We start from the raw sequence: 23569 nt of genomic DNA, 5'->3' as shown, positions 1-23569 counted from the left end.
GTTGGGGCACCCAAATCCCCTAGGACAGGGCTGGAAAGATGAGATTTTCCAGCCGTTTCGCGGGTGACCTCGGCTCCAAGGCGTATCGGATGGAGGTACGGGGCTCAATTGCCATTTCGCGCCATCCGCAGGCGGGAGGTCAGCTCATGCGCATCCGGACGCTGCGCCGGAAGGCGAGGGGTGTCATGGCCTGCCAGCGCCGGAAGGCACGCACGAAATGGGCCGGGTGCGAATAACCCAGCGCGAGCGCGACCTTCCCCACCGAACAGTGCGTATGGGCCAGATACTGAAGCGCCTGAGCCTGTCTCCAGCTGTCGAGCAGGCTCTCGAACGTCATGCCGAGGCGCATCAGGCGTCGCTGGAGACTGCGCGGCGCGTAGCCCAGCGTCCGGGCGCTGTCGGCCAGGGACAATAGGCCGGACATGGCCGCGCTCTGGAAGATGAGGTGGAGGCTGGCGACCAGATGGTCGTCATCCTCCGTCTGCGGCAGCAGCGCCTGCCACCCGCCCGCCTGAGCGGGATCCGGCTCGACCACGCCGGACCATAGGGCATTGGGCCGGTCCAGCAGATCAGCGTCGAAGCTCAGGGCCAGTTCGTCGCCCCCGCTGAAGCTTACGGCGCTCTGGAGGGTGTCCTCGTAGAGGTGCTGGGCGGCGGGCGCGCGATGGGGCAGGGCCACATGGAGGGCGGCATCAGCCCCGGCCACCGCCCGCAGCGCCCGCGTCATGAAGCCGGCCACGCCGTCGTTCAGCACATTGGCGTGGGCCGGATCGCTGTCGAGCATGTGGTGGTGCCAGGTAGCCACCTTGCCCTCGACCTGAAGCCGGAACTGAACCCCGCCCTGCAGCCCCGGCATGTGGCGGGCATGCGAAAAGAGGCATTCCCGCAACGTGCGGCCCGAGAGGAGGGATTGTCCCGTGAGACCGAGGCGCTGCGGCGAGGCGGCGGCGGCAAGCGTGAGCCCGATGGTCGGGTCGCCGGTCTGACGGGCGACGGCCTGAAGCAGCGTGCAGATCTGGGCACGGGTCACGACGGTCGGTGCGGCAGGACCCTCGTGCGCGGCAATGCCCGCGCGGGCCAGCAGGGGATCAAGCGTCAGTCCGTGGTCTCCGGCAACGGCGGGCAACATGTGCAACAATGACAGCCGGACCGGATTGCGATCCCACACTTCACCTTCTCCTGCCTTACCCCGGTGCAGCTTACGGCATCCGACAGCAGGGCGGTGGCTAAATTCTGGCCGGGATCGTGGCCCCATGCCTGCGGCCACGTCTTGCGGAGGTGAGGTTTGCGAAAGGGGGCGCTTCGCTGGCCATCAGGGCCGGCGCCGGGCGGGCTGAACCGCCCCGGCGCGTCCCGTCTGGCTCCTTATGGAGACAGTTCCTCCAGCACACGGCCCTTCGTCTCGATGGCGAAGAGCATGGTCACCAGCGCCCCGATGACCAGAACCCCGGCGAAGGCCGCGAACACATACTGGATGCCCGCCGCGCCCATGATGGTGCCGACGACGATGGGGCCGGCCGACGAGCCGAGCCGCAGCCAGGCGCTCCCGAGCCCGGTGCCCAGCGCCCGCAGGCGCGTCGGATAGAGCTCGGCCGAGTAGAGATAGAGCGAGAAGGTGATGGTCTGCACGATGGCATAGGCGAGCCCGGCCAGCAGGAGGACTTCCATCGGCGAGGTGGCGCCCATGTAGGCCAGCGCCAGAAGCGGCAGCGGCGCGCAGAGGAAGGCGGCCGTGTACCAGCGCTTGCGGCCCACCTTGTCGATCAGCAGGGCGCAGGCGATGGAGGCCACCACGCCGGCGACCGACGTCAGCAGGCCGTACAGCAGGGCGGTTTCCAGCGGCAGGTTGAAGGTCTGGCGATAGAGCGTCGGCAGCCAGGCGATCATGCCGTTCGCCACCAGATATGAGCAGAACCACATGGACCAGATGGTCAGCGTGCGCCGGCGATAGATGCCGGAGAACAGCTCCCTGAGGCCGCCCTGTTCGCTCTGCTTCATGGGAACCGGCTGCGGCATCGCGAGCTTGTGGCCCGCGGCCTCGGCGCTGCGCTCCAGATCGCTCACGATCCGGTCGGCTTCCTCGTAACGGCCCTTCGCTGCCAGCCAGCGCGGAGATTCCTTCATGAAGAAGCGCAGCGGGATCAGGATGGCGGCCGGCACGAGCCCGACGAGGAACATGGCCTCCCAGCCATAGACCGGCACCAGCGCCCGCGCGATGAGGCCCGCGCCCACGAGGCCGAAGAGGAACATGACCTCATAGAGCAGGAAGAAGCGGCCGCGCCCCTTCGAGCCGATGTATTCGTTGATGTAGGCGCTCGCCACCGGCACCTCGCCGCCGGTGCCGATGCCTTGGATGAAGCGGAAGAGCATCATCGAACCGGCGCCCCAGGCGAACAGGCAGGCGACATCCATGCTGACGAACAGCAGGATAGTGAAAAGCAGCACGCTGAGGCGGCCTATGCGCTCGGCCAGCCAGCCGAAGAACACCGCGCCGATGAGCTGGCCGAGATAGCCCATGGACAGGATCATGCCCGTCTGCTCGGGCTTGAGGCCCCATTCGCGGACAAGAACGGGCATTGCATAGGCGATGGCGATGACGGTGTAGCCATCAAAGAAGGTGGCCGCACCGATGATGTTGCGGGTCCAGAAGACGCGGCGGGTGATGGGCAGGCGTTCCAGCCGGGCGCTGATATCCGCCTGCCGGTCGAGCGATGGGGTCTGCCCGCGCGCAATGTCGCGGGGCCTCTGCATCAGCATGGGCTTTCCTCCAGGAACGGGTGTCGTCTTTTCTTTTTGCCGGGGACCTGCGGGGTCCTCCGGAATGTCGGCGAGCTGCGCCGGACCGGCCCGTGCGGGCCGATCCGGCACTCCCTCTTCCCCAAATCAGCGAGGCGTTGGCGCGCCTCGGGGTCAGGCCGCGATGGCGTTCGACACCACTTCGATGCCGGCGGCCTTCACGGCGGCGCGGATCTCGCGGTCGGCGGCATCGCCGAGCGGCTTCAGCGGCTCGCGGATGTTCACATTGTCGATGAGGCCGCGGGCGCGTAGCGCGTGCTTGAGCGCGACCGTGCCTTCCATGTGCGAGCCGCGGTGATAGACGGTGCGGGTCAGCGGCAGGAGCTGCTCGTGATACTTGCGGGCCAGCGTGTAATCCTGCGCCTTGCCGGCCTTCAGGAACTCCAGCAGCAGTTCGGGGGCCATGTTGCCGTAGCCGACCAGAAGGCCATCCACGTCAAACATGGTGGGCAGCAGCCATTCGTCGTGGCAGGACATGATGGCGAGGTCCGGGAAGGCGTTCTTGAGCGCCGGGATCTCATCATACCACCGCTTCATGTCGCGCACGCCGTTCTTGGTGGCGGTCACGCCCGGAATGGCGGCGATCTCGAGCTGGGTCTGAAGGTCGTAATTGGCCTTCGTCACGGCCGGATACTGGAACAGGATGCATTCGAGGCCAGACTGGGCGATGGCCTTGTAGCGGTCCTGCGGGGCGCCCTTCTGATAGCCGAAGCGCAGCCAGCCGTGGTTGGGATAGACGAGCGCGGCGCTGGCGCCGGCGTCGATCTTCTGCCTGGCCTCGATCTCAGCCACCTTGGTGCCCTCGCCGGTGATGCCGGCCACCACGGGCAGGGGGGTCGCGTCCTTGTAGACGCGGATCAGCTCGAGCTGCTCGTCATGGGTGAGGAAGGTGCCTTCGCCGGCATGGCCGAGGATCACCAGGCTCTTCACGCCGGGGATCGCCGCCAGCCACTTGGCGAGGCGCGCGTTGCCGTCGAAATCGACGTCGCCATTGTCCTTGAACAGGGTCACGGGGGCCGGGTTGAGGCCCTTCCAGTCGATCGCCATCGTCTCGTTCCTTCCCTAGGAGTGTCAGACCGAAATACGGGTCCCGCCTCCGCTCCCCCGTTTTTAGGATCGTTAGCGGGAACGTTCCCATCATCAGACTTGTGCATTCGCCTTGTCAATCGTTAACTGAGGGCACGGTGTTGCGGCGTGAGGGACGGGACGTGTTTCAGGAGGAGGAAACCCAGGAGCGGCCGGGGCGGATCACGATCCTTGACGTGGCCGCTGCGGCGGGTGTCTCCAAATCCACGGTCTCCCGCATCCTGGACGAGCGCCTGCCGCGCTCCGAGAGCGAGACGGCGCGCCGCGTGCGGGAGGTGGCGGCCCGGCTCGGCTATGTGCGCGACGTGTCCGCCGCCAGCCTCCGCCGCGGCCAGACCAACACCATTGGCGTGATCGTGCCGCGCCTGACCGATACGGTCATGGCTATGCTGTACGAGGCGCTGGCGCGGGCCTGTGCGCGCTCCGGCCGCTTCGCCATCGTGGCGACCACCGACGATGAGCCCCGCGCCGACCGGGCAGCCGCGAAGAGCCTGCTCCAGCGCGGCGTGGACGGGCTCGTGCTGTCCACCGCCCGCGAGGGGGACGATTTCGCGCAGGAACTGGCGGACCGCGGCGTGCCCTATGTCCTTGCCCTGCGCAGCGACGGCCGCAGCCTTGCCTCCGTGGGCGACGACCGGCTGGGCGGCTATCTCGCCACCCGCCATCTCATCGATCTCGGCCACCGCCGCATCGGCATCATTGCCGGGCCGAGCTACGCATCCAGCAGCCGCGGGCGGCTCGCCGGCTATCTCCAGGCCCTGGAAGAGCAGGGCGTGCCGCACGATCCGGCCCTGCTGGTGGAGTCCACCTTCGGCATCGATTCCGGTGCGGAGGCGGCCGAGCATCTGATGCGCCTGCCCGATCCGCCCACCGCCATCTTCGCCGTGAACGACAACACCGCCATCGGCGCGCTCTCCGCTCTGGCGCGGCTCGGCGTCTCGGTGCCGGGGGACGTGTCCCTCGTCGGCTATAACGACATCCCCATCGTGAGCCGGCTGCCCATCCCGCTGACCTCCGTGCGGGTGCCATTCGACCAGATCGCCACCTCCGCCCTCGACCTCATGACTCAGTGGCCGGACACGAAGGGCGAGCGCGTCCGCGTCGCGGCGCCCACGCTCATCCCTCGCCGGTCGAGCGGTCCGCCGAACCGGCGAATCGGCGCCTGAGCCCGCCGGGTGCTTCCGCAGCGTCCTTCGCGCGGCGGGAGCAAGGGGCGATTTGTGGGGACAAGACGGCTTCGTGACCGCGCGAGAGGGCTTGGTGGCGACCCGCGACCGCCTCCCCCTGTGCTCGAACCCCATCTGAAGGCAGAGAAATCAAAAAGAACATATTGCGAACAGAGAACAAATGAGGTACAAAATTCCCACGGCCATTCCTCTTGCGCCAGGCACGGAGCGCGGCGATGACTCAGTCCACTCTCAGACTCGTCGAAGGGTCCTCCATGGATAAGACCAAGGCGCTGGACGCCGCGCTCTCGCAGATCGAGCGGCATTTCGGCAAAGGCTCGATCATGCGGCTCGGCAAGAGCGGCAAGGTGATGGAGGTCGAAAGCATCTCCTCGGGCTCGCTCGGCCTCGATATCGCGCTCGGCATCGGCGGCCTGCCCAAGGGCCGCATCGTCGAGATTTACGGTCCCGAATCCTCGGGCAAGACCACGCTGGCGCTGCATACCATCGCCGAGGCGCAGAAGAAGGGCGGCACCTGCGCCTTCATCGACGCCGAGCATGCGCTCGATCCGATCTATGCCCGCAAGCTGGGCGTCAATCTCGACGACCTGCTGATCTCGCAGCCCGACGCTGGCGAGCAGGCGCTGGAGATCGCTGACACGCTGGTGCGCTCCGGCGCCATCGACGTGCTGGTGGTCGATTCGGTGGCCGCCCTCACGCCGCGTGCCGAACTCGACGGCGAGATGGGCGACAACCAGCCCGGCATGCAGGCCCGCCTCATGAGCCAGGCACTGCGCAAGCTCACCGCGTCGATCTCCAAGTCGAACACCATGGTGATCTTCATCAACCAGATCCGCATGAAGATCGGCGTGATGTACGGCTCGCCCGAGACGACCACGGGCGGCAATGCGCTGAAGTTCTACGCCTCCGTGCGCCTCGACATCCGCCGCATCGGCATGATCAAGGAGCGCGACGAGGTGGTGGGCAACCAGACCCGCGTGAAGGTGGTCAAGAACAAGCTGGCCCCGCCCTTCAAGCAGGTCGAGTTCGACATCATGTATGGCGAGGGCGTCTCCAAGATGGGCGAACTGCTCGATCTCGGCGTGCGCGCCGGCGTGGTCGAGAAGTCCGGTGCCTGGTTCTCCTACGACAGCCAGCGCCTCGGCCAGGGCCGCGAGAATGCCAAGACCTTCCTGCGGCAGAACCCCGAGGTGGCCGGCCGCATCGAGGCGACCATCCGCCAGAATGCCGGCCTGATTGCCGACCAGATCCTCACCGGCTCGCCGGAAGACGAGGATGGAGATGGGGATGCGGCCGCCGAGGCCTGATCCCGTCTTTCCATCGGACGATGTTCGGGGCGGCTGCGGCCGCCCTTTTCTTTGGCGGTCCTGCGGAACCGCCGGTGCGGCCCCGCCGGGCGCTTGCTGGACAAGCGCGGGGGGCGTCGTTAAACGATCATGTCCCTTTTTGGGCGCTGTGCGCCTTGGGTCTTCGGCCCTCGGCACCGGCGTCCCGCCATAAGGCGGGGGAGGGCGGGTGCGCTCCGCGCAGGCCGCGTGGTTCCAAGACTTTCAGGGTGTGGTGCCGGTACATGAGCGGCGTGAACGAGATCCGGTCGAGCTTCATCGACTACTTCGTCAAGAACGGCCACGAAGCGGTCGCATCCTCCCCGCTGGTGCCGCGCAACGACCCGACCTTGATGTTCACCAATGCCGGCATGGTGCAGTTCAAGAACGTCTTCACCGGCGTCGAGAAGCGGCCCTATTCCCGCGCCGTGACCGCGCAGAAGTGCGTGCGCGCCGGCGGCAAGCACAACGATCTCGATAATGTCGGCTACACCGCCCGGCATCATACCTTCTTCGAGATGCTCGGGAATTTCTCCTTCGGCGACTATTTCAAGGACCGGGCCATCGAGCTTGCCTGGAACCTGATCACCAAGGAGTGGGATCTTCCCAAGGACCGGCTGCTCGCCACCGTCTATTATGACGACGACGTCGCCTACGACCTGTGGAAGAAGGTCGCCGGCCTGCCGGACAGCCGCATCATCCGCATCCCCACCTCGGACAATTTCTGGGCCATGGGCGACACCGGCCCGTGCGGCCCGTGCTCGGAAATCTTCTTCGATCACGGCGACCACATTCCCGGCGGCCCCCCCGGCTCGCCGGACGAGGACGGCGACCGCTTCATCGAGATCTGGAATCTCGTGTTCATGCAGTATGAGCAGCTCCCCGGCGAGCGGCTCAACCTGCCCCGGCCGTCCATCGACACCGGCATGGGCCTCGAGCGCATCTCCGCGCTTCTGCAGGGCACGCACGACAATTACGAGACCGACCTCATGCGGGCGATCATCGCCGAGGTCCAGGAACTCACCAACGTGCCGTCCAACGGCCCGCAGAAGGCGAGCCACCGGGTCATCGCCGATCATCTGCGTTCGTCCGTCTTCCTCGTCGCCGACGGCGTGCTGCCCTCCAATGAAGGTCGCGGCTACGTCCTGCGTCGCATCATGCGCCGCGCCATGCGCCATGCGCAGCTCCTCGGCGCGCGCGAGCCGCTGATGCACCGCCTCGTGCCCGTTCTGGTGCGCGAGATGGGCCGCGCCTATCCGGAGATCGTCCGCGCCGAGGCGCTGGCCACCGAGACGCTGCTGCTTGAGGAAACCCGCTTCCGCCGCACGCTGGAGCGCGGCCTCTCGCTGCTGGAGGAGGAGAGCGCGGGCCTTGTCTCCGGTGCCCGCTTCCCCGGCGAGGTCGCCTTCAAGCTCTATGACACCTACGGCTTCCCGCTCGATCTGACCGAGGACGCGCTGCGCGGCCGCGGCATCGAGGTGGAGCGCGAGGCGTTCGACGCCGCCATGGAACGCCAGAAGGCCGAGGCCCGCGCCAACTGGTCGGGTTCGGGCGAAGCGGCCACCGACACCGTGTGGTTCGGCGTGCGCGAGCGCGAGGGCGCGACCGAGTTCCTCGGCTATGACACCGAGACCGCCGAAGGCGCCGTGCGCGCGCTGGTGCAGGAGGGCAAGGAAGTCTCCGAGCTGCCCGCCGGCGCCCGCGGCTTCGTGGTGCTGAACCAGACCCCCTTCTATGGCGAATCCGGCGGTCAGGTGGGCGACAGCGGCCTCGTCTCCGGCGAAGGCGTGAAGGCGTGCGTCCTCAATACCCAGAAGAAGCTCGGCGACGTCTTCGTGCATGACGTGGAGGTCACCGAAGGCACGCTGAAGATCGGCACGCCGCTCGCCCTCGAAGTGGACCACGCACGCCGCTCGGCCGTGCGCGCCAACCACTCCGCCACCCATCTGCTGCATGAGGCGCTGCGCCGCGTGCTCGGCGACCACGTGGCCCAGAAGGGCTCGCTGGTGGCCCCGGACCGGCTGCGCTTCGACTTCAGCCACCCGAAGCCCCTCACGGCCGACGAACTGGCGCAGGTGGAGGACATCGCCAACACCTATGTGCTGCGCAACGAGCCGGTCGAAACCCGCCTGATGGCGGTGGACGATGCCGTGGCCTCGGGCGCCCGCGCGCTGTTCGGCGAGAAGTACGGCGATGAGGTGCGCGTGGTGTCCATGGGCACCGATTCCGGCAACGGCGCCCCCTTCTCGGTGGAGCTGTGCGGCGGCACCCATGTGAAGCGCACGGGTGACATCGGCATCGTTACGGTCCTGGCCGACAGCGGCGTCGCCGCGGGCGTGCGCCGCCTCGAGGCGCTCACCGCCACGGCGGCCCGGCGCCACCTCAATGCCGCGAGCACGGCCCTCCAGACCACGGCGGGCACGCTCAAGGTCTCCACCGCCGAAGTGGAAGCCCGCGTTGCCGCGCTGGTGGAAGAGCGCCGCAAGCTGGAGCGCGATCTCGCCGAGGCGCGCAAGAAGCTCGCCATGGGCGGCGGCGGCGAATCGGGTCCGGCGGTCATCGAGGTGAATGGCACGCGCTATCTGCGCATCGCCATCTCGGGCGCCGATCCGAAGGATCTCAAGGCCATCGTGGACGAGGGCAAGACCAAGATCGGCTCCGGCGTCGTGGCGGTGGCCAACACGGCTGCCGATGGCAAGGGCGCGCTGGTCGTCGGCGTCACCGCCGATCTCGCGGGCAAGTTCGACGCGCAGAAGCTTGTGCGCATCGGCGTCGAGGTGCTGGGCGGCAAGGGCGGCGGCGGCCGTCCGGACATGGCGCAGGGCGGTGGCCCCGACGGCGCCAAGGCCGACGCTGCGCTCGCCGCCATCGAGAGCGCCCTCGGCGCCTGATCGCCCTTCTGCCGGACAAGCGCTCCGGCCCCCGTTGAACAACCGGCGCCCCGGTCCGTCCGCGGGCGCCGGTTGCGTTTCAGGCCCTCGACATCCGATTGGGCGCGGCCGGCCGGCCGCGTATCCGCCAGCGAGCTCTGCGCTGACCGCAGGGCGTGCGGCGGTGCAGCAAGGCTTGCGCTGGCCTCCTCCGGTCGCGGGGGCTATGGAGGCGCTCCCTCCCGGACGTCGTCATGCTCAGCATCATCTCCGCCCTTATCCCGACCTTCCTCGTCATCGTGCTCGGCGTCGTCCTGCGGCGTGTCCTGCTCAAGAAGCCCGATCACTGGGTGGCGCTGGAACAGCTCACCTATTTCGTCCTCTTCCCGGCGCTGCTGATCGTCTCGGCCGTGAAGGCGGACCTCTCGGGCGTGAGCGTGCTCGCCGTGGTGGGGGCCATGTTCGGCGCCATCCTCATCATGTCGGCGGTGCTGCTCGTGCTGCGCCGGCCCATCGTGGACGCTACCGGCATCGACGGCCCGGCCTTCACCTCGCTGTTCCAGGGCGTCACCCGCTGGAACACCTACGTGGCGCTCGCGGTCTGCGGCGGGCTCTACGGTGCGGCGGGCGTGACGGTGGCGGCGGTGGCGCTGGTGGCGATGATTCCCGCCGTGAACGTCATCTGCGTCATCGTGCTGGCCCGCTACGTGGGGGCCCATGCGCCGACGCCGCGCTTCATCCTCGGCCAGCTCCTGCGCAACCCCTTCATCTGGTCGTGCCTTGCCGGCGCGCTGCTGAACGGTTTTGCGGTGCCGGTGCCCAAGGTGGTGGTGGAGTTCGGCGACATTCTCGGCCGCGCCTCGCTGGCCCTCGGCCTGCTGGTGGTGGGCGGAGGGCTCGCGCTCGACCGGCTCAATCGCCTGAAGCCGGTGGTGATTCTCGCGGTGGTACTGAAGCTGTTCGCCAAACCCGCGGTCGCCATCCTGCTCGGCCTGGCCGTCGGCCTCAGCGGCACGGAACTGGCTGTGCTGGCCATCGTCTGCGCCGTGCCGTCCGCACCGAACGGCTATGTGCTGGCGCGGCAGATGGGGGGCGATGCGCCGCTGCTGGCGGAAATGCTGACGTTCCAGATCATCGTCGCGGCCGCGTCTCTGCCGCTGGTGCTGAGCGCGCTGAAGATGGTGGTGCCGTAAGGGCGAAGCTGCGGGCTCAAAAGGAAAGGGCGGCCTAAGAGCCGCCCTTCGTCATTCAGCAGGGACCCCAGTAGCCGCCGCCGGGGGCCGAGTACCAGCACCGGGCGGGACCGCTGTACACCACCGGAGGCGGCGGGGGCGGGGCGTAATAGACCACCGGCGGGGGCGGCGGGGGCGCGGTATAGACGACGGCTGGCGGGGGCGCCGAATTGGCGCTGGCCGCGCCCGCGATGGCGGCGGCACCAAGGATGCCGAGCGCGATGCCCGCGCCGACGGCGGCGCCGTTGTTGTTGTGGTAGCGGCGGCCGCAGTTCCAGCAGGGCGGCGGCGGGCCGTAATACTGGACGGTGCTCACCTGGGCCGGCGCACGGGGCGCAAGGCCCGCGCCGCTGGCGAGCGAGGCGGAAAAAGCCGGGGACGCGGCCGGGATACCGAGCGCAGCAACGAGGCCGATCGCGGCAACCCGTCTTGCAACACTGCTTGCCATTACTTGTCTCCTCAGCGTCTGCCTCGACCTCACACCAGTGGCCGCCTGAAAACGCTGTTGCATCCTTCATCGAACGCGATCGGAGCTAAATTGTGGCTTCGCTCGCGGTGTTTTTATTACTGCGGCGCGGGCTTAACCGGCCCTGAACGGAACCGGCCGTTCCTGTGACGACTTGCGTTCAATCATGGTGACATCAAGGAAATCGCAAGATTTGCGGCGGAAGCGTGGCGACGGTCCGGGCGCGCGGCGCAGGGCGAGCTTGCTCACCCGCGTGAGTCTCGCTAAGCCTGCGGCCTGCCATGATCACAGCCCCATTCTTCACCCTCGATCGCCGCGACCTCCTCGGCATCGAAGGCCTTTCCGCGCCGGAAATCGTCGGCCTCCTAGACCTGGCTGAGGAATTCGTCGTCCTCAACCGGCAGATCGAGAAAAAGCGTTCGACCTTGCGGGGCCGCACGCAGGTGAACCTGTTCTTCGAGGCCTCCACCCGCACCCAGTCCTCCTTCGAGCTGGCGGGCAAGCGCCTCGGGGCCGACGTGATGAACATGTCGGTGGGCAATTCCTCGGTGAAGAAGGGCGAGACGCTCATCGACACCGCCATGACGCTGAACGCCATGCGCCCCGACATCCTGGTGGTGCGCCATCATGCGTCGGGCGCCGTGGCGCTGCTCGCCCGCAAGGTGGACTGCTGCGTGGTGAATGCCGGCGACGGCGCCCATGAGCATCCCACCCAGGCGCTGCTCGACGCCCTCACCATCCGCCGCAACAAGGGGCGGATCGAGGGGCTGACGGTGGCGGTGTGCGGCGATGTCCTGCATTCGCGCGTCGCCCGCTCCAACATCCTGCTCCTGCACACGCTCGGCGCGCGGGTGCGGGTGGTGGCGCCGTCTACGCTGCTGCCCACCGGCATCGAGAATTTCGGCGTCGAGGTGCACCGCTCCATGGAGAGCGGTCTCGAAGGGGCGGACATCGTGATGATGTTGCGGCTCCAGCGCGAGCGCATGGCCGGCTCCTTCATCCCCTCGGTGAAGGAATATTTCCATTATTACGGCCTCGACGAAGCCAAGCTGAAACGGGCCAAGCCCGATGCGCTGGTGATGCATCCCGGCCCCATGAACCGGGGCGTCGAGATCGATTCGGCGGTGGCGGACGGTGCGCAGTCGCTGATCCGCGAGCAGGTGGAAATGGGCGTCGCCGTGCGCATGGCGGTGCTGGACGCTCTGGCGCGCAAGCTGCCCAACGCGACGGGAGCCGAACGTGACTGAGCCGCATCCGCTTCTTCTCGCCAACGCCCGCGTCATCGATCCCTCGCGCGGCGCCGATTTCCGCGGCGACGTGTTGCTCGCCAGCGGCGTCATCAAGGACGCCGCCTTCGGCATCGCCGCCGCCGGCGTGCCGGATGGCGCCGAGGTCGTGGACTGCAAGGGCGCTGTGGTCGCGCCCGGCCTCGTGGACATGCGTGCCTTCATCGGCGAGCCCGGTGCCGAGCATCGCGAGACGCTGGCCTCCGCCAGCCACGCGGCGGCAGCGGGCGGCGTGACCACCATCGTCTGCCAGCCGGACACCGATCCGGTGGTGGACGATCCGGCGATCGTGGACTTCATCCTGCGCCGCGCCCGCGATACAGCCGTGGTGCGCATCCACCCCATGGCGGCCCTCACCAAGGGCCTCAAGGGCGAGGAGATGACCGAGATCGGCCTGCTGCAGGCCGCCGGCGCCGTCGCCTTCACCGATGGCGCGCGCTCCATTGCGTCCGCGCAGGGGCTGCGCCGCATGCTCACCTATGCGCGCGACTTCGACGCCCTCATTGTCCACCACACCGAGGACGCCACCATGTCGGGCGGCGCCATGAACGAGGGGCTGTTCGCCTCCCGTCTCGGCCTGCCGGGCATTCCGAAGGCGGCGGAGACCATCGTCCTGGAGCGCGACCTGCGCCTCGTGGATGGGGTGCGGGGGCGCTATCACGCCGCCTCCATCACCTGCCGCGAATCGCTGGAGGTTCTGGCGCGGGCGAAGGAGGCGGGTCTCGCCGTCACCGGCTCGGTGTCCATCAACCACCTCTCCTTCAACGAACTGGACGTCGGCCAGTACCGCACCTTCTTCAAGGTGTCGCCGCCGCTCCGGGCGGAGGACGACCGGGTGGCGCTCATCCAGGCGCTGTCCTCCGGCCTCATCGACGTGGTGGTGTCCGACCACAATCCGCAGGACGTGGAGATGAAGCGCCTGCCGTTCTCGGAGGCCGAGCCCGGCGCCATCGGTCTCGAAACCCTGCTGAGCGCCGCCCTGCGGCTGGTGCATGCGGGCGATGTGGACCTCGTGAACGTGCTGCGCGCGCTCTCCACCCGGCCGGCGGAATTGCTCGGCCTGAAGGGCGGCACGCTGAAGGCAGGCAGCCCGGCGGACGTGATCGTGCTCGATCCGGAGATGCCCTGGGTGCTCGATCCGGCGAACCTCAAGTCGCGCTCGCGCAACACGCCGTTCGACGGCGCGCGGCTTCAGGGGCGGGTGCTGCGCACCATCGTTGCCGGCCGCACGGTGTACGAATACGTTTGACCTCGCGGCGGCGGGCGGTCTCGAGCCGGCCCGCCGCCCCGACATGATCGGGACCTGAATGCCAGCCTCCGTGCCGTTCCTCGCCGAAATCCCGCTGACGTTGGCGCTCGCCGCTCTGGTGCTGGGCTATCTGCTCGGCTCCATTCCGTTCGGCATCCTCATCACCCGTTTCGCGGGCACGCAGGACATCCGCACCATCGGCTCGGGGAACATCGGCGCCACCAATGTGCTGCGCACCGGCCGCAAGGATCTGGCCGCCGCCACGCTGCTGGGCGACGCGCTGAAGGGCACGGCGGCGGTGCTGCTCGCCCGCCACTTCTGGGGTGAGCCCGCGGCGCTCATCGCCGGCCTCGGCGCCTTCATCGGCCACATCGCGCCGGTCTGGCTGAAGTTCAAGGGCGGCAAGGGCGTCGCCACATTCCTCGGCATCGCGCTCGGCCTGTTCTGGCCCTCCTTGGTGGTCTTCGCCGTGGTGTGGCTGGGGATGGCCTTCCTGTTCCGCTATTCCTCGCTGGCGGCGCTCACCGCCTCGGTCGCGACGCCGCTCTCGGCGTGGGCGCTCGGGCGGGCGGATGTGGCGGTGCTGATGGCGCTGCTTGCCGTGCTGCTCTGGATCAAGCACCACGCCAACATCTCCCGCCTGCTCTCGGGCACGGAGACCAAGATCGGCGCCAAGGGATGACCGGCGTCGGGACGCGGCTCTCACGGGCGCAGCGTCTCGACTGGCTGCGGCTCATCCGCGCCGAGAACGTGGGCCCGCGCACCTTCCGGGCGCTCATCAACCAGTTCGGCGGCGCGGCGGCCGCCCTTGAGGCCCTGCCGGCGCTCGCGCGCCGCGGCGGACGGCTGATGCCCCCGCGCATCCCGACCCTTGATGAGGCGCAGGCCGAACTCGGCGCGCTGGAGCGGCTCGGCGGGCGGCTGGTGCTCATGGGGGACACCGCCTATCCGCCCGCGCTGCGGGCCGTTGACGATGCCCCGCCGGTGCTGAGCGTGCGCGGGTCCGACGCCATGCTGGCGGCGCCGAAGGTCGCCATCGTGGGTGCCCGCAACGCCTCGGCGGCCGGGCGCACCCTTGCCGCCCGCTTCGCCCGCGATCTGGCAGCGGCCGGCTTCGTGGTGGTCTCCGGGCTCGCGCGCGGCATCGATACGGCGGCCCATGAGGCGGCGCTCGCGGGCGGCACCATCGGCGTCTTCGCGGGTGGCCTCTCGCGGCCCTATCCGGCGGAGAACGTGCCGCTGATCCAGGCTGTGGCGGAGAAGGGCGCCGTCGTCTCCGAAATGCCGCTCGGCTGGGAAGCGCGGGCGCGCGACTTTCCCCGCCGCAACCGGCTCGTCTCCGGCATGGCGCTCGGCACGCTGGTGGTGGAGGCGGCGGAGCGCTCCGGATCGCTCATCACCGCGCGCCTCGCCAATGAGCAGGGGCGGGAGGTCTTCGCCATCCCCGGTTCGCCGCTTGATCCGCGCGCGGGGGGCACCAACCGCCTGCTGAAGGCGGGGGCCACGCTCGTCACGGAACCGCAGGATGTGATCGACGCCCTGAAGCCGCTTCTGGAGCGACCGCTGCCAGGAGGCGGGGACGAGACATTTGAGGCGCCGCGTCCGCCCCGCGCTCCCGAGGGCGGGCCGGACGAGGGCGTGCGGGCGCGCATCCTCGAACTGCTGTCGCCGGTGCCGACCGCCCTCGACGATCTGGTGCGGCTGTCGGGGGCCTCCGCCGCCGAGGTGCAGGTCGTGCTGCTGGAACTGGAACTCGCCGGCCGTCTGGAGCGCCAGCGCGGCGGGCTCGTCGCCCTCATGTGAGGCCGGGGAGGGCGTCGGATGCTCTCCGGGCCTCCAAACGAAAACACCGGCCCGAAGGCCGGTGTCTCACTGTCTAGGACGCGCCGCTCAGATGCCGAGCTTGCGCTTCAGGATGTCGTTGAGGGCCTGCGGGTTGGCCTTGCCGCCGGAGGCCTTCATGGCCTGGCCGACGAACCAGCCCAGCATGGTGGGCTTGGCCTGCACCTGCGCCACCTTGTCGGGATTGGCGGCGATGATCTCATCCACCACCTTTTCGATGGCGCCGGTGTCCGTCACCTGCTTCAGGCCGCGCTCCTCCACGAGCACGCGCGGATCGCCGCCTTCCGTATAGACGATCTCGAACAGGTCCTTGGCGATCTTGGAGGAGATGACGCCCTCGCCGATGAGATCGACGATGGCGGCCACCTGCGCCGGGGAGACGGGCGAGGTGATGACGTCCTTGCCGTCCTTGTTCAGGCGGCCGAACAGCTCGTTGATGACGAAGTTCGCCGCCGCCTTGCCGTCGCGGCCCTTGGCCACCTGCTCGAAATAGTCCGCCGTGTCGCGCTCGGCCACCAGCACGCTCGCGTCATAGGGGCTGAGGCCGTAGTCGGCGATGAAGCGCGCCTTCTTCTCGTCCGGCAGCTCGGGAAGGTGCGACTTCAACTCCTCCACGAAATCGGCATGCAGCACGAGGGGCAGCAGGTCCGGATCGGGGAAGTAGCGATAATCGTGCGCCTCTTCCTTGGAGCGCATGGAGCGCGTCTCGCCCTTGTTGGGGTCGAACAGGCGGGTTTCCTGATCGATGACGCCGCCATCCTCCAGGATCTCGATCTGGCGCCGGGCCTCCACCTCGATGGCCTGGCCGATGAAGCGGATGGAATTGACGTTCTTGATCTCGCAGCGCGTGCCCAGCGGCTCGCCGGGGCGGCGCACGGAGACGTTCACGTCGGCGCGCAGGTTGCCCTTCTCCATGTCGCCGTCGCAGGTGCCGAGATAGCGCAGGATGGAGCGCAGCTTGGTCACATAGGCGCGGGCCTCCTCCGACGAGCGCAGGTCGGGGCGGGACACGATCTCCATGAGGGCCACGCCGGAGCGGTTGAGGTCCACGAAGGAGAGGGTGGGGGACAGGTCGTGGATAGACTTGCCGGCATCCTGCTCCAGATGCAGGCGCTCGATGCCGACGACGAAGCTCTCGCCGTCCAGCAGGTCCACGATCACCTCGCCTTCACCCACGATGGGGCTCTTGTACTGGCTGATCTGGTAGCCCTGCGGCAGGTCCGGATAGAAGTAGTTCTTGCGGTCGAAGGTGGAGCGCAGGTTGATCTGCGCCCGGAGACCGAGGCCGGTGCGCACCGCCTGCGCCACGCATTCCTTGTTGATGACCGGCAGCATGCCCGGCATGGCCGCGTCCACCAGCGACACATGGTCGTTCGGCGGGCCGCCGAAGGCGGTGGAGGCGCCGGAGAACAGCTTCGCGTTGGACGAGACCTGGGCATGGATTTCCATGCCAATCACCACTTCCCAATTGCCGGTGGCGCCCTTGATGAGCTTCTTGGCGTCGGTCGGTCGGACGTGGGCGGTCATCGCTATCCCTTGCGGATGTGAAAACGGTCTGCCCTGTCCCCTACTCCCCCCGGCAAAGCGTGGCAACCGCAGCGATTGACACAACCCGTTCGCGCTCTAGACATGGCGCCCTGTCACAGTCCGAGGTCGGCCCCCTTCATGCGCATCGCCTCCATCTCCCTCGTCAAGGACGAGGCCGACATCCTTGAGGGGTTCGTCCGGCACAACCTCCATTTCGTCGATCGCATGTACATCATCGACGACCGCTCCACGGACAACACGCCGGAAATCCTGCGGCGCCTGTGCGCCGAGAGCGACGCGGTGCGGGTGCTGGAGGATGGCTGGACCGGCGCCTTCCATCAGGCGCGGCGCACCACGGCGGCCATGCGCCTCATCCAGAAGCATGAGGACTGGGACATCATCCTGCCCCTCGATGCCGACGAGATGATCTGCGCGAGCGACCGCGCGGTGTTCGAGGAAGACCTTGCCGCCATCCCCGCCGGCATGGCCGGGGCGTTTGCGGAGATGCGCTATCTCGCCGGCCCGAATGACGACATGGCCATCGCCGATCCGCTGACGCGGGTGCGCCAGTCGCTCGGCTACAATCCCGCCAGCGTCTTCAAGAGCCTTGCCCCCAAGGCTCTGCTGAAGGATGCGACGCTCGCCTTCGACGAGGGCAACCATTCGCTCCTCAGCCACGGCGTGCGGGTGCCCACCCACACGCTGCCGCGCGTCCCATTGGCCCATTTCGCGATCCGCTCCGTGGACCAGATCGCGGTCAAATGCATGAAGCATTATGTGGGCTGGCGCAGCCGGGAGGATTACACGGCGAACTTCGTGCCGACGCTGGTGGCGGGCGCGCAGGCGCTGCGGGACGAGCCACGCTTTGCGCTCAGCCCGTCCGCCGCCATCATCCCCGCTTATTGCGCCGGCTATGCGCTGGAGGCGGCCGCCGACCGGCCCTTCACGGAGCGGCGCGGCACGCTGAAATGGCCGGAGCTGGCGGTCTCCCCGCCCTATGCACAGGTGATCGGCCTGTTCGACCAGCTCATCGCGCGCGCGGCAGCCGGAGACGCGCTGGTGAAGGCGGCGGGCGGCGACATGAGCGCGGATGCGGTCGCCCGTGTCATTGCGGAGCGCAATGCGCTGCAACTGGAGATGGACCGGCTCACCGCCTCCACGTCGAAACTGGCCAGGGCCTACTGGAAAGCGGTCGGCCGCCGCCTGTTCCGCTCGCTGCGCAAGCGGAACCTCGTCAAGCGCTAGCCGTCCCGGCCGAGCCGCGCGTCCTCATAGTCGATGGTCCACTGGATCAGGGTGCGCCAGAGCTTCTCGGAGAGGTCCGGCGGCAGGCCGGTGTCCTGCGCCCGGCTCCGTACGCGCGCCACCACCTCCTCCACGCGATCCGGCAGCAGGGCCGGAATGCCGGCGTCCGTCTTGATGGCGATCACCCGCTCCACGACGCCGAGGCGGGTGGTGAGCAGATCGACAAGCCGGTCGTCGATGGCGTCGATCTCGCCCCGCAGGTGCTTCAGGAGGCGGCGCGCGGCCGCCTCCTGTTCGGAGATCACTTCCACCACAGGTCGTCGACGGGGAAGCGGCCGGCGGCCTCTTCCACCACCTGCGCGAGGGAGAAGAGGGTCTCTTCCTCGAACGGGCGGCCGATGAGCTGGAGGCCGAGCGGCAGGTTCTTGCAGGAGAGGCCGGCGGGCACGGAGATGCCCGGCAGGCCGGCAAGGTTCACGGTGACGGTGAAGATGTCCTGGAGATACATCTCCACCGGGTCCGCGCTGCCCTTCTCGCCGATGCCGAAGGCGGGCGAGGGGGTGGCGGGGGTGAGCACCGCATCCACGCCCTGCGCGAACACGTCGTCGAAGTCGCGCTTGATGAGGGTGCGGACCTTCTGGGCCTTCACGTAATAGGCGTCGTAATAGCCGGCCGAGAGCACATAGGTGCCGATCATGATGCGGCGACGCACCTCCGGCCCGAAGCCGGCGGCGCGGGTGCGCTCGTACATGTCGATGATGTCGCGGCCGGGGACGCGGGTGCCGTAGCGCACGCCGTCATAGCGGGCGAGGTTCGAGGAGGCCTCGGCCGGCGCCACGATGTAATAGGTGGGCAGGGCGTACTTCGTGTGGGGCAGCGAGATGTCCACCACCTCCGCGCCCGCATCGCGCAGCCACTGGGCGCCTTCTTCCCACATGCCGGCGATCTCGGGATCGAGACCCTCCACGCGATATTCGCGCGGGATGCCGATGCGCTTGCCCTTGATGGAGGCACCCACCGCATCCTCGTAATCCGGCACGGACCGGTTCACGCTGGTGGAATCCTTCGGGTCATAGCCGGCCATGGAGCGCAGCAGCACGGCGGCGTCATTCACCGTGCGGGCAAAGGGCCCGGCCTGATCCAGCGACGAGGCATAGGCGATGATGCCGAAGCGCGAGCAACGGCCGTAGGTGGGCTTGATGCCCACCGTGCCGGTGAAGGCGGCGGGCTGGCGGATGGAGCCGCCGGTGTCGGTGCCGGTCGCGCCCGCGCACAGGAAGGCGGCCACCGCCGCCGCCGAGCCGCCGGACGAGCCGCCGGGCACCAGCGGGGCGGAATCGCCCTCGCGCCGCCAGGGCGACACCACCGGACCCTGCGCCGATGTCTCGTTGGACGAGCCCATGGCGAACTCGTCATTGTTGAGCTTGCCCAGCATCACCGCGCCGTCGCGCCAGAGCTGGCTGGTGACGGTGGATTCATAGGGCGGCACGAAATCGCCGAGGATCTTGGAGCCGGCCGTGGTGCGCACGCCGTCGGTGCAGAACATGTCCTTCACGCCGATGGGCAGGCCTTCCAGCTTGCCGGCATCTCCCGAGGCAATGCGCTTGTCGCTTTCGGCGGCCATGGCGAGCGCCTTGTCGGCGGTCTCCAGCACATAGGCGTTGAGGGTGCGGGCCTCGGCCATGGCGTCGAGATAGGACTGCGTCAGTTCGACCGCCGTGAACTCGCCGGTGGCGAGGCCCTCGCGCGCTTCGGTGAGGGTGAGCTGGTTGAGCGCGGTCATTCCACCACCTTCGGAACAGTGAAGAAGCCGCCTTCGGCTTCCGGGGCATTGGCGAGGATCTTCTCGGGATAGTGGCCGTCGGTGACCACGTCCTCGCGCATGGGCAGTTCCATGGGGATGACGCCGGTCATGGGCTCCACGTCGGCCACGTCGAGATTGGCCAGTTGCTCCACGAAGGCGAGGATGGCGTTGAGCTCGCCCTTGAGCGGCTCCAGCTCCTCCTCACTCACCGCGATGCGCGCGAGATGCGCCACCCGGCGGACGGTCGCCTGATCGACGGACATGACATGCTCCTTAAAACTAAGGCCGCTATAGCAAGGGCATCGGGCGGGTGAAAGCCTCATGCCGGGGCCAGACGCATGACCCACCGGCTTCGGAACACACCTTCAGCCGGCCCGCACCGCCTCCAGAAACACCGGTCCGTAGCGCTCCAGCTTGGCCTCGCCCACCCCTGACACATCCCCCAGCGCCGCCAGCGAGCGCGGGCGCACGCGCACGATCTCCATCAGCGTGGCATCGTGGAAGATCACGTAAGGGGGAACGCTCTGCGCGCGCGCCAGTTCAAGCCGCAGCGCGCGGAGCTTCTGGTAAAGGCGCTCGTCATCGGGCGTCGAGAGCGTGGGCCGCGGCGCGCGGGCGCCGCCCGTGGCGCGCGCCGGCTTCGTGCGCTTCTCGGCCTTGAGTTGCACGCGCCGCTCGCCGCGCAGCACCGGCCGGCAGTCGTCCGAGAGGCTGAGGCCGCCGTGGCCTTCCACATCCACTTTCAGGAGGCCGAGGGCCACCACCTGCCGCACCACCGCCCGCCATTCGTCGCGGGAGAGGTCGGTGCCGATGCCGAAGGTGGAGAGCTTGTCGTGGCCGAGCCGCTGCGCCCGCTCGTTTGCCACGCCCAGCAGCACGTCGATCACATGGCCGGCGCCGAAGCGCTGCTCGGTGCGATAGACGCAGGAGAGCAGCTTCTGCACCGCTTCCGTGCCGTCGAAGGTCTTCACCGGCTCAAGGCAGGTGTCGCAATTGCCGCAGGGCTCGTCCAGCGTCTCCTCGAAATAAGAGAGCAGCACCTGCCGGCGGCAACTCGCCGTCTCGCAAAGGCCGAGCAACGCATCGAGCTTCTGCCGTTCCACCCGTTTGCGGGCGTCGGGCGCGTCGGAGGCCTCCACGAACTGGATGAGTTTCGCCACATCCTCGACGCCATAGAGCAGCAGCGCCTCGGACGGCAGGCCGTCGCGGCCGGCGCGGCCGGTCTCCTGATAATAGGCCTCGATGCTCTTGGGCAGGTCGAGATGGACAACGAAGCGCACGTCCGGCTTGTCGATGCCCATGCCGAAGGCGATGGTGGCCACCATGATGACCCCTTCCTCCTTCAGGAATCGGTCCTGATGGCGGGCGCGGGTCTCCGCATCGAGGCCGGCATGATAGGGCAACGCGAAGCGGCCCTCGTCCACCAGCGCCTGCGCCGTCTGCTCCACCTTGGCGCGGCTCATGCAGTAGATGACGCCCGCCTCTCCCTCATGGTCGTCGAGGAAGGCCCGCAGTTGCGCCTTGGGATTGGCCTTCGGCGCGATCCGGTAGCGGATGTTCGGCCGGTCGAAGCTGGAGAGGAAGACGCGGCCGTTCTCCAGCCCCAGCCGCTCCACGATCTCGCGCCGGGTCGGCCCGTCGGCGGTGGCGGTGAGCGCGATGCGCGGCACGGAGGGGAAGCGCTCGTGCAGCAGTGTGAGCTGGCGGTATTCCGGGCGGAAATCGTGGCCCCACTGGGAGACGCAGTGCGCCTCGTCGATGGCGAAGAGGGCAATGCGCGCCCCTTGCAGCAGGGTCAGGAAGCTGTCCGTCAGCAGGCGCTCGGGGGCCACATAGAGCAGGTCGAGCTCGCCCATGGCGAGCTGGCGCTCCACCTGCCGCGCCTCTGCGGGCTGGAGTGTGGAATTGAGCGCCGCCGCCCGCACGCCCAGCTGGCGCAGGGCCTGCACCTGGTCGTGCATGAGGGCGATGAGGGGGGAGATGACGATGCCGGTGCCCGGCCGCACCAGCGCCGGCACCTGATAGCAGAGCGACTTGCCGCCGCCTGTGGGCATGAGCACCAGCGCGTCGCCGCCGGCGACCACATGGTCGACGATCTCCGCCTGACGTCCCCGGAAGCTGTCGTAGCCGAAGACGTGACGCAGCACGTCCCGGGGATCGGAGTGCGACTCAAGCGGCAGAACGGGGAGCATGGCCCCTTATACTCCCGCCCGGCGCGCGGGCAACGCATCGCGACACCGGGCGGGGGGTGAGGAGGCTCAGACCTCGAAGCTTTCCCCGCTGTTCGGCACCACCACCTTGGCGCTGTGGCCCTGAAGGGCGGCGACGAAGCCCGAGGCATCCGGCACCAACAGGGGGAAGGTGCCGTAGTGGCAGGGCACCACCGTCTCGGCCGAAATGAAGCGCCGCACCGCCAGCGCCGCCGTCTCCGGCCCCATGGTGAAGCGGTCGCCAATGGGCACGATGGCCACCTTCGGCTGATGGATTTCGCTGATGAGGGCCATGTCGGAGAACAGGTCCGTGTCGCCCAGATGCCAGAGCGTCGGTTCGCCCGCCGCCTTCACGATGAGGCCGTTGGGATTGCCGAGATAGGTGGGGTTCGAGCCATCGCCGCCCGAGGAATGGTCCGCCCGCACCATGGTGACGGAGAAGCCGTCGAGCTTCACCGTGCCGCCGGTGTTCATGGGCTCGAAGGCAGACAGACCCTGTCCGCTCAGGAAGCCGCACACTTCGGGATTGGCCACCACGATGACCTTGCGCCCCTCCGCCTCGGCCGCCTTCACGATGCCAGCCGTGTCGCCGATATGGTCGGAATGGCCATGGGTGAGAAGGATGTGGCTGACGCCCTTCGAGACCTCCGCCACATCGCCCTTGAAGACCGGATTGTGGGTGAGGAAGGGGTCGATGAGCACCGCCGTGCCGGCGAAATCGAGGCGGAAGGCGGCATGGCCGAGCCAGGTGATCTTCATGGGAAAGCCCTTTCGGATGAAGACGCAAGGGAGGGATCGAATGGCGGCGGAGTATCGGTGAAGGGCCCCGCGCCCGCAACGCACCCGCCGCTCCTGTGGTTCACACCGCCGTGCGGACGAGTGGCCAGAGCCTGCAAAGGCTGCTTAAAGGGCGCATGACAGACGAGACGCCGAAGCCCGCCGCCACCGTTGGCCCCCTTGCCGAGATCGCGGCGGCGCTGCCCGAACGCGGTTCGCTGCTCGGGCTCGACCTCGGCACCAAGACCATCGGGGTGGCCACCTGCGATCCCGACCGGCGTCTCGCCACCGTCGTGGAAACGGTGAAGCGCACCAAGTTCACGCAGGATGCCGAGCGGCTGATGGTGCTGGCGAGCGAGCGCAAGGCGGTGGCCTTCGTGCTCGGCCTGCCCCTGAACATGGACGGCAGCGAGGGGCCGCGCGTGCAGGCGAGCCGTGCCTTTGCCCGCAACTTCGCCCGCCTCTCCGGCCTGCCCATCGCCTTCTGGGATGAGCGCCTGTCCACGGTGGCGGTGGAGCGGGCGCTGATTTCGGCGGACGTGAGCCGGGCCAAGCGGGCGAATGTCATCGACCAGCACGCCGCCGCCTTCATCCTGCAAGGGGCCATCGACTTCCTGAACGGCCGGCGGTTCTGAAAGGGGGCGGCGCGTTTTGCCGCCGCCCGTGC

The 23569-nt window shown here is 68.4% G+C and carries 20 protein-coding genes; 10 read left to right on the top strand and 10 right to left on the bottom strand.

Going from position 1 to position 23569, the window contains the following annotated elements; all coding sequences use genetic code 11:
• Positions 1–139 precede the first annotated feature (139 nt).
• The 3 genes from AZC_RS25100 to AZC_RS14775 all read right to left on the bottom strand — a co-directional run bounded on the left by AZC_RS25100 (position 140) and on the right by AZC_RS14775 (position 3843).
• Positions 140–1129, bottom strand: a complete 990-nt coding sequence (locus tag AZC_RS25100; RefSeq protein ID WP_158304121.1) for an AraC family transcriptional regulator — start codon at positions 1127–1129, stop codon at positions 140–142.
• A 236-nt stretch (positions 1130–1365) separates the two neighbouring features.
• Positions 1366–2751, bottom strand: a complete 1386-nt coding sequence (locus tag AZC_RS14780) for an MFS transporter (RefSeq protein WP_043880353.1) — start codon at positions 2749–2751, stop codon at positions 1366–1368.
• A 159-nt stretch (positions 2752–2910) separates the two neighbouring features.
• Positions 2911–3843, bottom strand: coding sequence for a dihydrodipicolinate synthase family protein (locus AZC_RS14775; RefSeq protein WP_012171381.1), 933 nt, complete (start codon positions 3841–3843; stop codon positions 2911–2913).
• Between the two features lie 161 nt (positions 3844–4004).
• Between AZC_RS14775 and AZC_RS14770 the strand changes: the two genes are divergently transcribed.
• The 4 genes from AZC_RS14770 (at position 4005) to AZC_RS14755 (ending at position 10457) form a co-directional block, all read left to right on the top strand.
• Positions 4005–5048: a LacI family DNA-binding transcriptional regulator gene (locus tag AZC_RS14770; RefSeq protein WP_043879416.1), complete on the top strand. Its 1044-nt coding sequence runs from the start codon at positions 4005–4007 to the stop codon at positions 5046–5048.
• Between the two features lie 236 nt (positions 5049–5284).
• Positions 5285–6376, top strand: a complete 1092-nt coding sequence (recA, locus tag AZC_RS14765) for a recombinase RecA (RefSeq protein WP_012171379.1) — start codon at positions 5285–5287, stop codon at positions 6374–6376.
• 263 nt (positions 6377–6639) lie between these two features.
• Complete coding sequence (alaS, locus tag AZC_RS14760) at positions 6640–9285, top strand: alanine--tRNA ligase (protein ID WP_012171378.1); 2646 nt, start codon at positions 6640–6642, stop codon at positions 9283–9285.
• Positions 9286–9518: 233 nt separating this feature from the next.
• Entirely contained in the window at positions 9519–10457 is a 939-nt protein-coding gene (locus AZC_RS14755; RefSeq protein ID WP_012171377.1) for an AEC family transporter, read from the top strand.
• A 55-nt stretch (positions 10458–10512) separates the two neighbouring features.
• On the opposite strand, the gene AZC_RS14750 is transcribed toward AZC_RS14755, so the two are convergent.
• Positions 10513–10944, bottom strand: coding sequence for a hypothetical protein (locus tag AZC_RS14750; protein WP_052285947.1), 432 nt, complete (start codon positions 10942–10944; stop codon positions 10513–10515).
• Between the two features lie 299 nt (positions 10945–11243).
• Here AZC_RS14750 and AZC_RS14745 point away from each other — a divergent pair, with 299 nt between their 5' ends.
• The 4 genes from AZC_RS14745 to dprA are packed head-to-tail and all read left to right on the top strand — an operon-like array spanning position 11244 to position 15300.
• Positions 11244–12209, top strand: coding sequence for an aspartate carbamoyltransferase catalytic subunit (locus tag AZC_RS14745; protein ID WP_012171375.1), 966 nt, complete (start codon positions 11244–11246; stop codon positions 12207–12209).
• On the top strand, positions 12202–13497 hold the full coding sequence (locus AZC_RS14740; protein ID WP_012171374.1) for a dihydroorotase: 1296 nt from the start codon (positions 12202–12204) through the stop codon (positions 13495–13497). The genes AZC_RS14745 and AZC_RS14740 overlap by 8 nt, the downstream gene beginning before the upstream one ends.
• Before the next feature lie 58 nt (positions 13498–13555).
• Positions 13556–14179, top strand: a complete 624-nt coding sequence (gene plsY / locus AZC_RS14735; RefSeq protein WP_012171373.1) for a glycerol-3-phosphate 1-O-acyltransferase PlsY — start codon at positions 13556–13558, stop codon at positions 14177–14179.
• Entirely contained in the window at positions 14176–15300 is a 1125-nt protein-coding gene (gene dprA / locus AZC_RS14730; protein ID WP_012171372.1) for a DNA-processing protein DprA, read from the top strand. Before plsY ends, dprA begins: the two co-directional genes overlap by 4 nt.
• 87 nt (positions 15301–15387) lie before the next feature.
• Here dprA and gatB read toward each other — a convergent pair whose 3' ends face one another.
• The gene (gene gatB, locus AZC_RS14725; protein ID WP_012171371.1) at positions 15388–16866 is read right to left on the bottom strand and encodes an Asp-tRNA(Asn)/Glu-tRNA(Gln) amidotransferase subunit GatB; all 1479 of its coding nucleotides are present in this window, start codon (positions 16864–16866) and stop codon (positions 15388–15390) included.
• Positions 16867–17004: 138 nt separating this feature from the next.
• On the opposite strand from gatB, the gene AZC_RS24480 reads away from it, so the two are divergent.
• Positions 17005–18111 (top strand): glycosyltransferase family 2 protein, encoded by a 1107-nt coding sequence (locus AZC_RS24480; protein WP_052285946.1) that lies wholly within the window; start codon positions 17005–17007, stop codon positions 18109–18111.
• Here the strand turns inward: AZC_RS24480 and AZC_RS14715 are convergent.
• The 5 genes from AZC_RS14715 to AZC_RS14695 all read right to left on the bottom strand — a co-directional run bounded on the left by AZC_RS14715 (position 18108) and on the right by AZC_RS14695 (position 22884).
• Complete coding sequence (locus tag AZC_RS14715; protein ID WP_244421725.1) at positions 18108–18422, bottom strand: chorismate mutase; 315 nt, start codon at positions 18420–18422, stop codon at positions 18108–18110. The two genes, AZC_RS24480 and AZC_RS14715, sit on opposite strands and share 4 nt — an antisense overlap.
• On the bottom strand, positions 18413–19894 hold the full coding sequence (gene gatA / locus AZC_RS14710; RefSeq protein ID WP_012171368.1) for an Asp-tRNA(Asn)/Glu-tRNA(Gln) amidotransferase subunit GatA: 1482 nt from the start codon (positions 19892–19894) through the stop codon (positions 18413–18415). The genes AZC_RS14715 and gatA overlap by 10 nt, the downstream gene beginning before the upstream one ends.
• Positions 19891–20178: an Asp-tRNA(Asn)/Glu-tRNA(Gln) amidotransferase subunit GatC gene (gene gatC / locus AZC_RS14705; RefSeq protein WP_012171367.1), complete on the bottom strand. Its 288-nt coding sequence runs from the start codon at positions 20176–20178 to the stop codon at positions 19891–19893. The genes gatA and gatC overlap by 4 nt, the downstream gene beginning before the upstream one ends.
• A 102-nt stretch (positions 20179–20280) precedes the next feature.
• Positions 20281–22107 (bottom strand): DNA helicase RecQ, encoded by a 1827-nt coding sequence (gene recQ / locus AZC_RS14700; protein ID WP_012171366.1) that lies wholly within the window; start codon positions 22105–22107, stop codon positions 20281–20283.
• A 66-nt stretch (positions 22108–22173) separates the two neighbouring features.
• Positions 22174–22884 carry a metal-dependent hydrolase gene (locus AZC_RS14695; RefSeq protein WP_012171365.1) on the bottom strand — a complete coding sequence of 237 codons (711 nt, stop codon included), beginning with the start codon at positions 22882–22884 and terminating at the stop codon, positions 22174–22176.
• A gap of 155 nt (positions 22885–23039) precedes the next feature.
• Between AZC_RS14695 and ruvX the strand changes: the two genes are divergently transcribed.
• Positions 23040–23537 (top strand): Holliday junction resolvase RuvX, encoded by a 498-nt coding sequence (gene ruvX / locus AZC_RS14690; RefSeq protein WP_043879415.1) that lies wholly within the window; start codon positions 23040–23042, stop codon positions 23535–23537.
• Positions 23538–23569 lie beyond the last annotated feature (32 nt).

It is taken from the genome of Azorhizobium caulinodans ORS 571 (assembly GCF_000010525.1).
In the GTDB taxonomy this organism is placed as follows: domain Bacteria; phylum Pseudomonadota; class Alphaproteobacteria; order Rhizobiales; family Xanthobacteraceae; genus Azorhizobium; species Azorhizobium caulinodans.
Note: the sequence above shows the minus strand (reverse complement) of the source record. Positions and strands in the feature narration are given on the sequence as shown.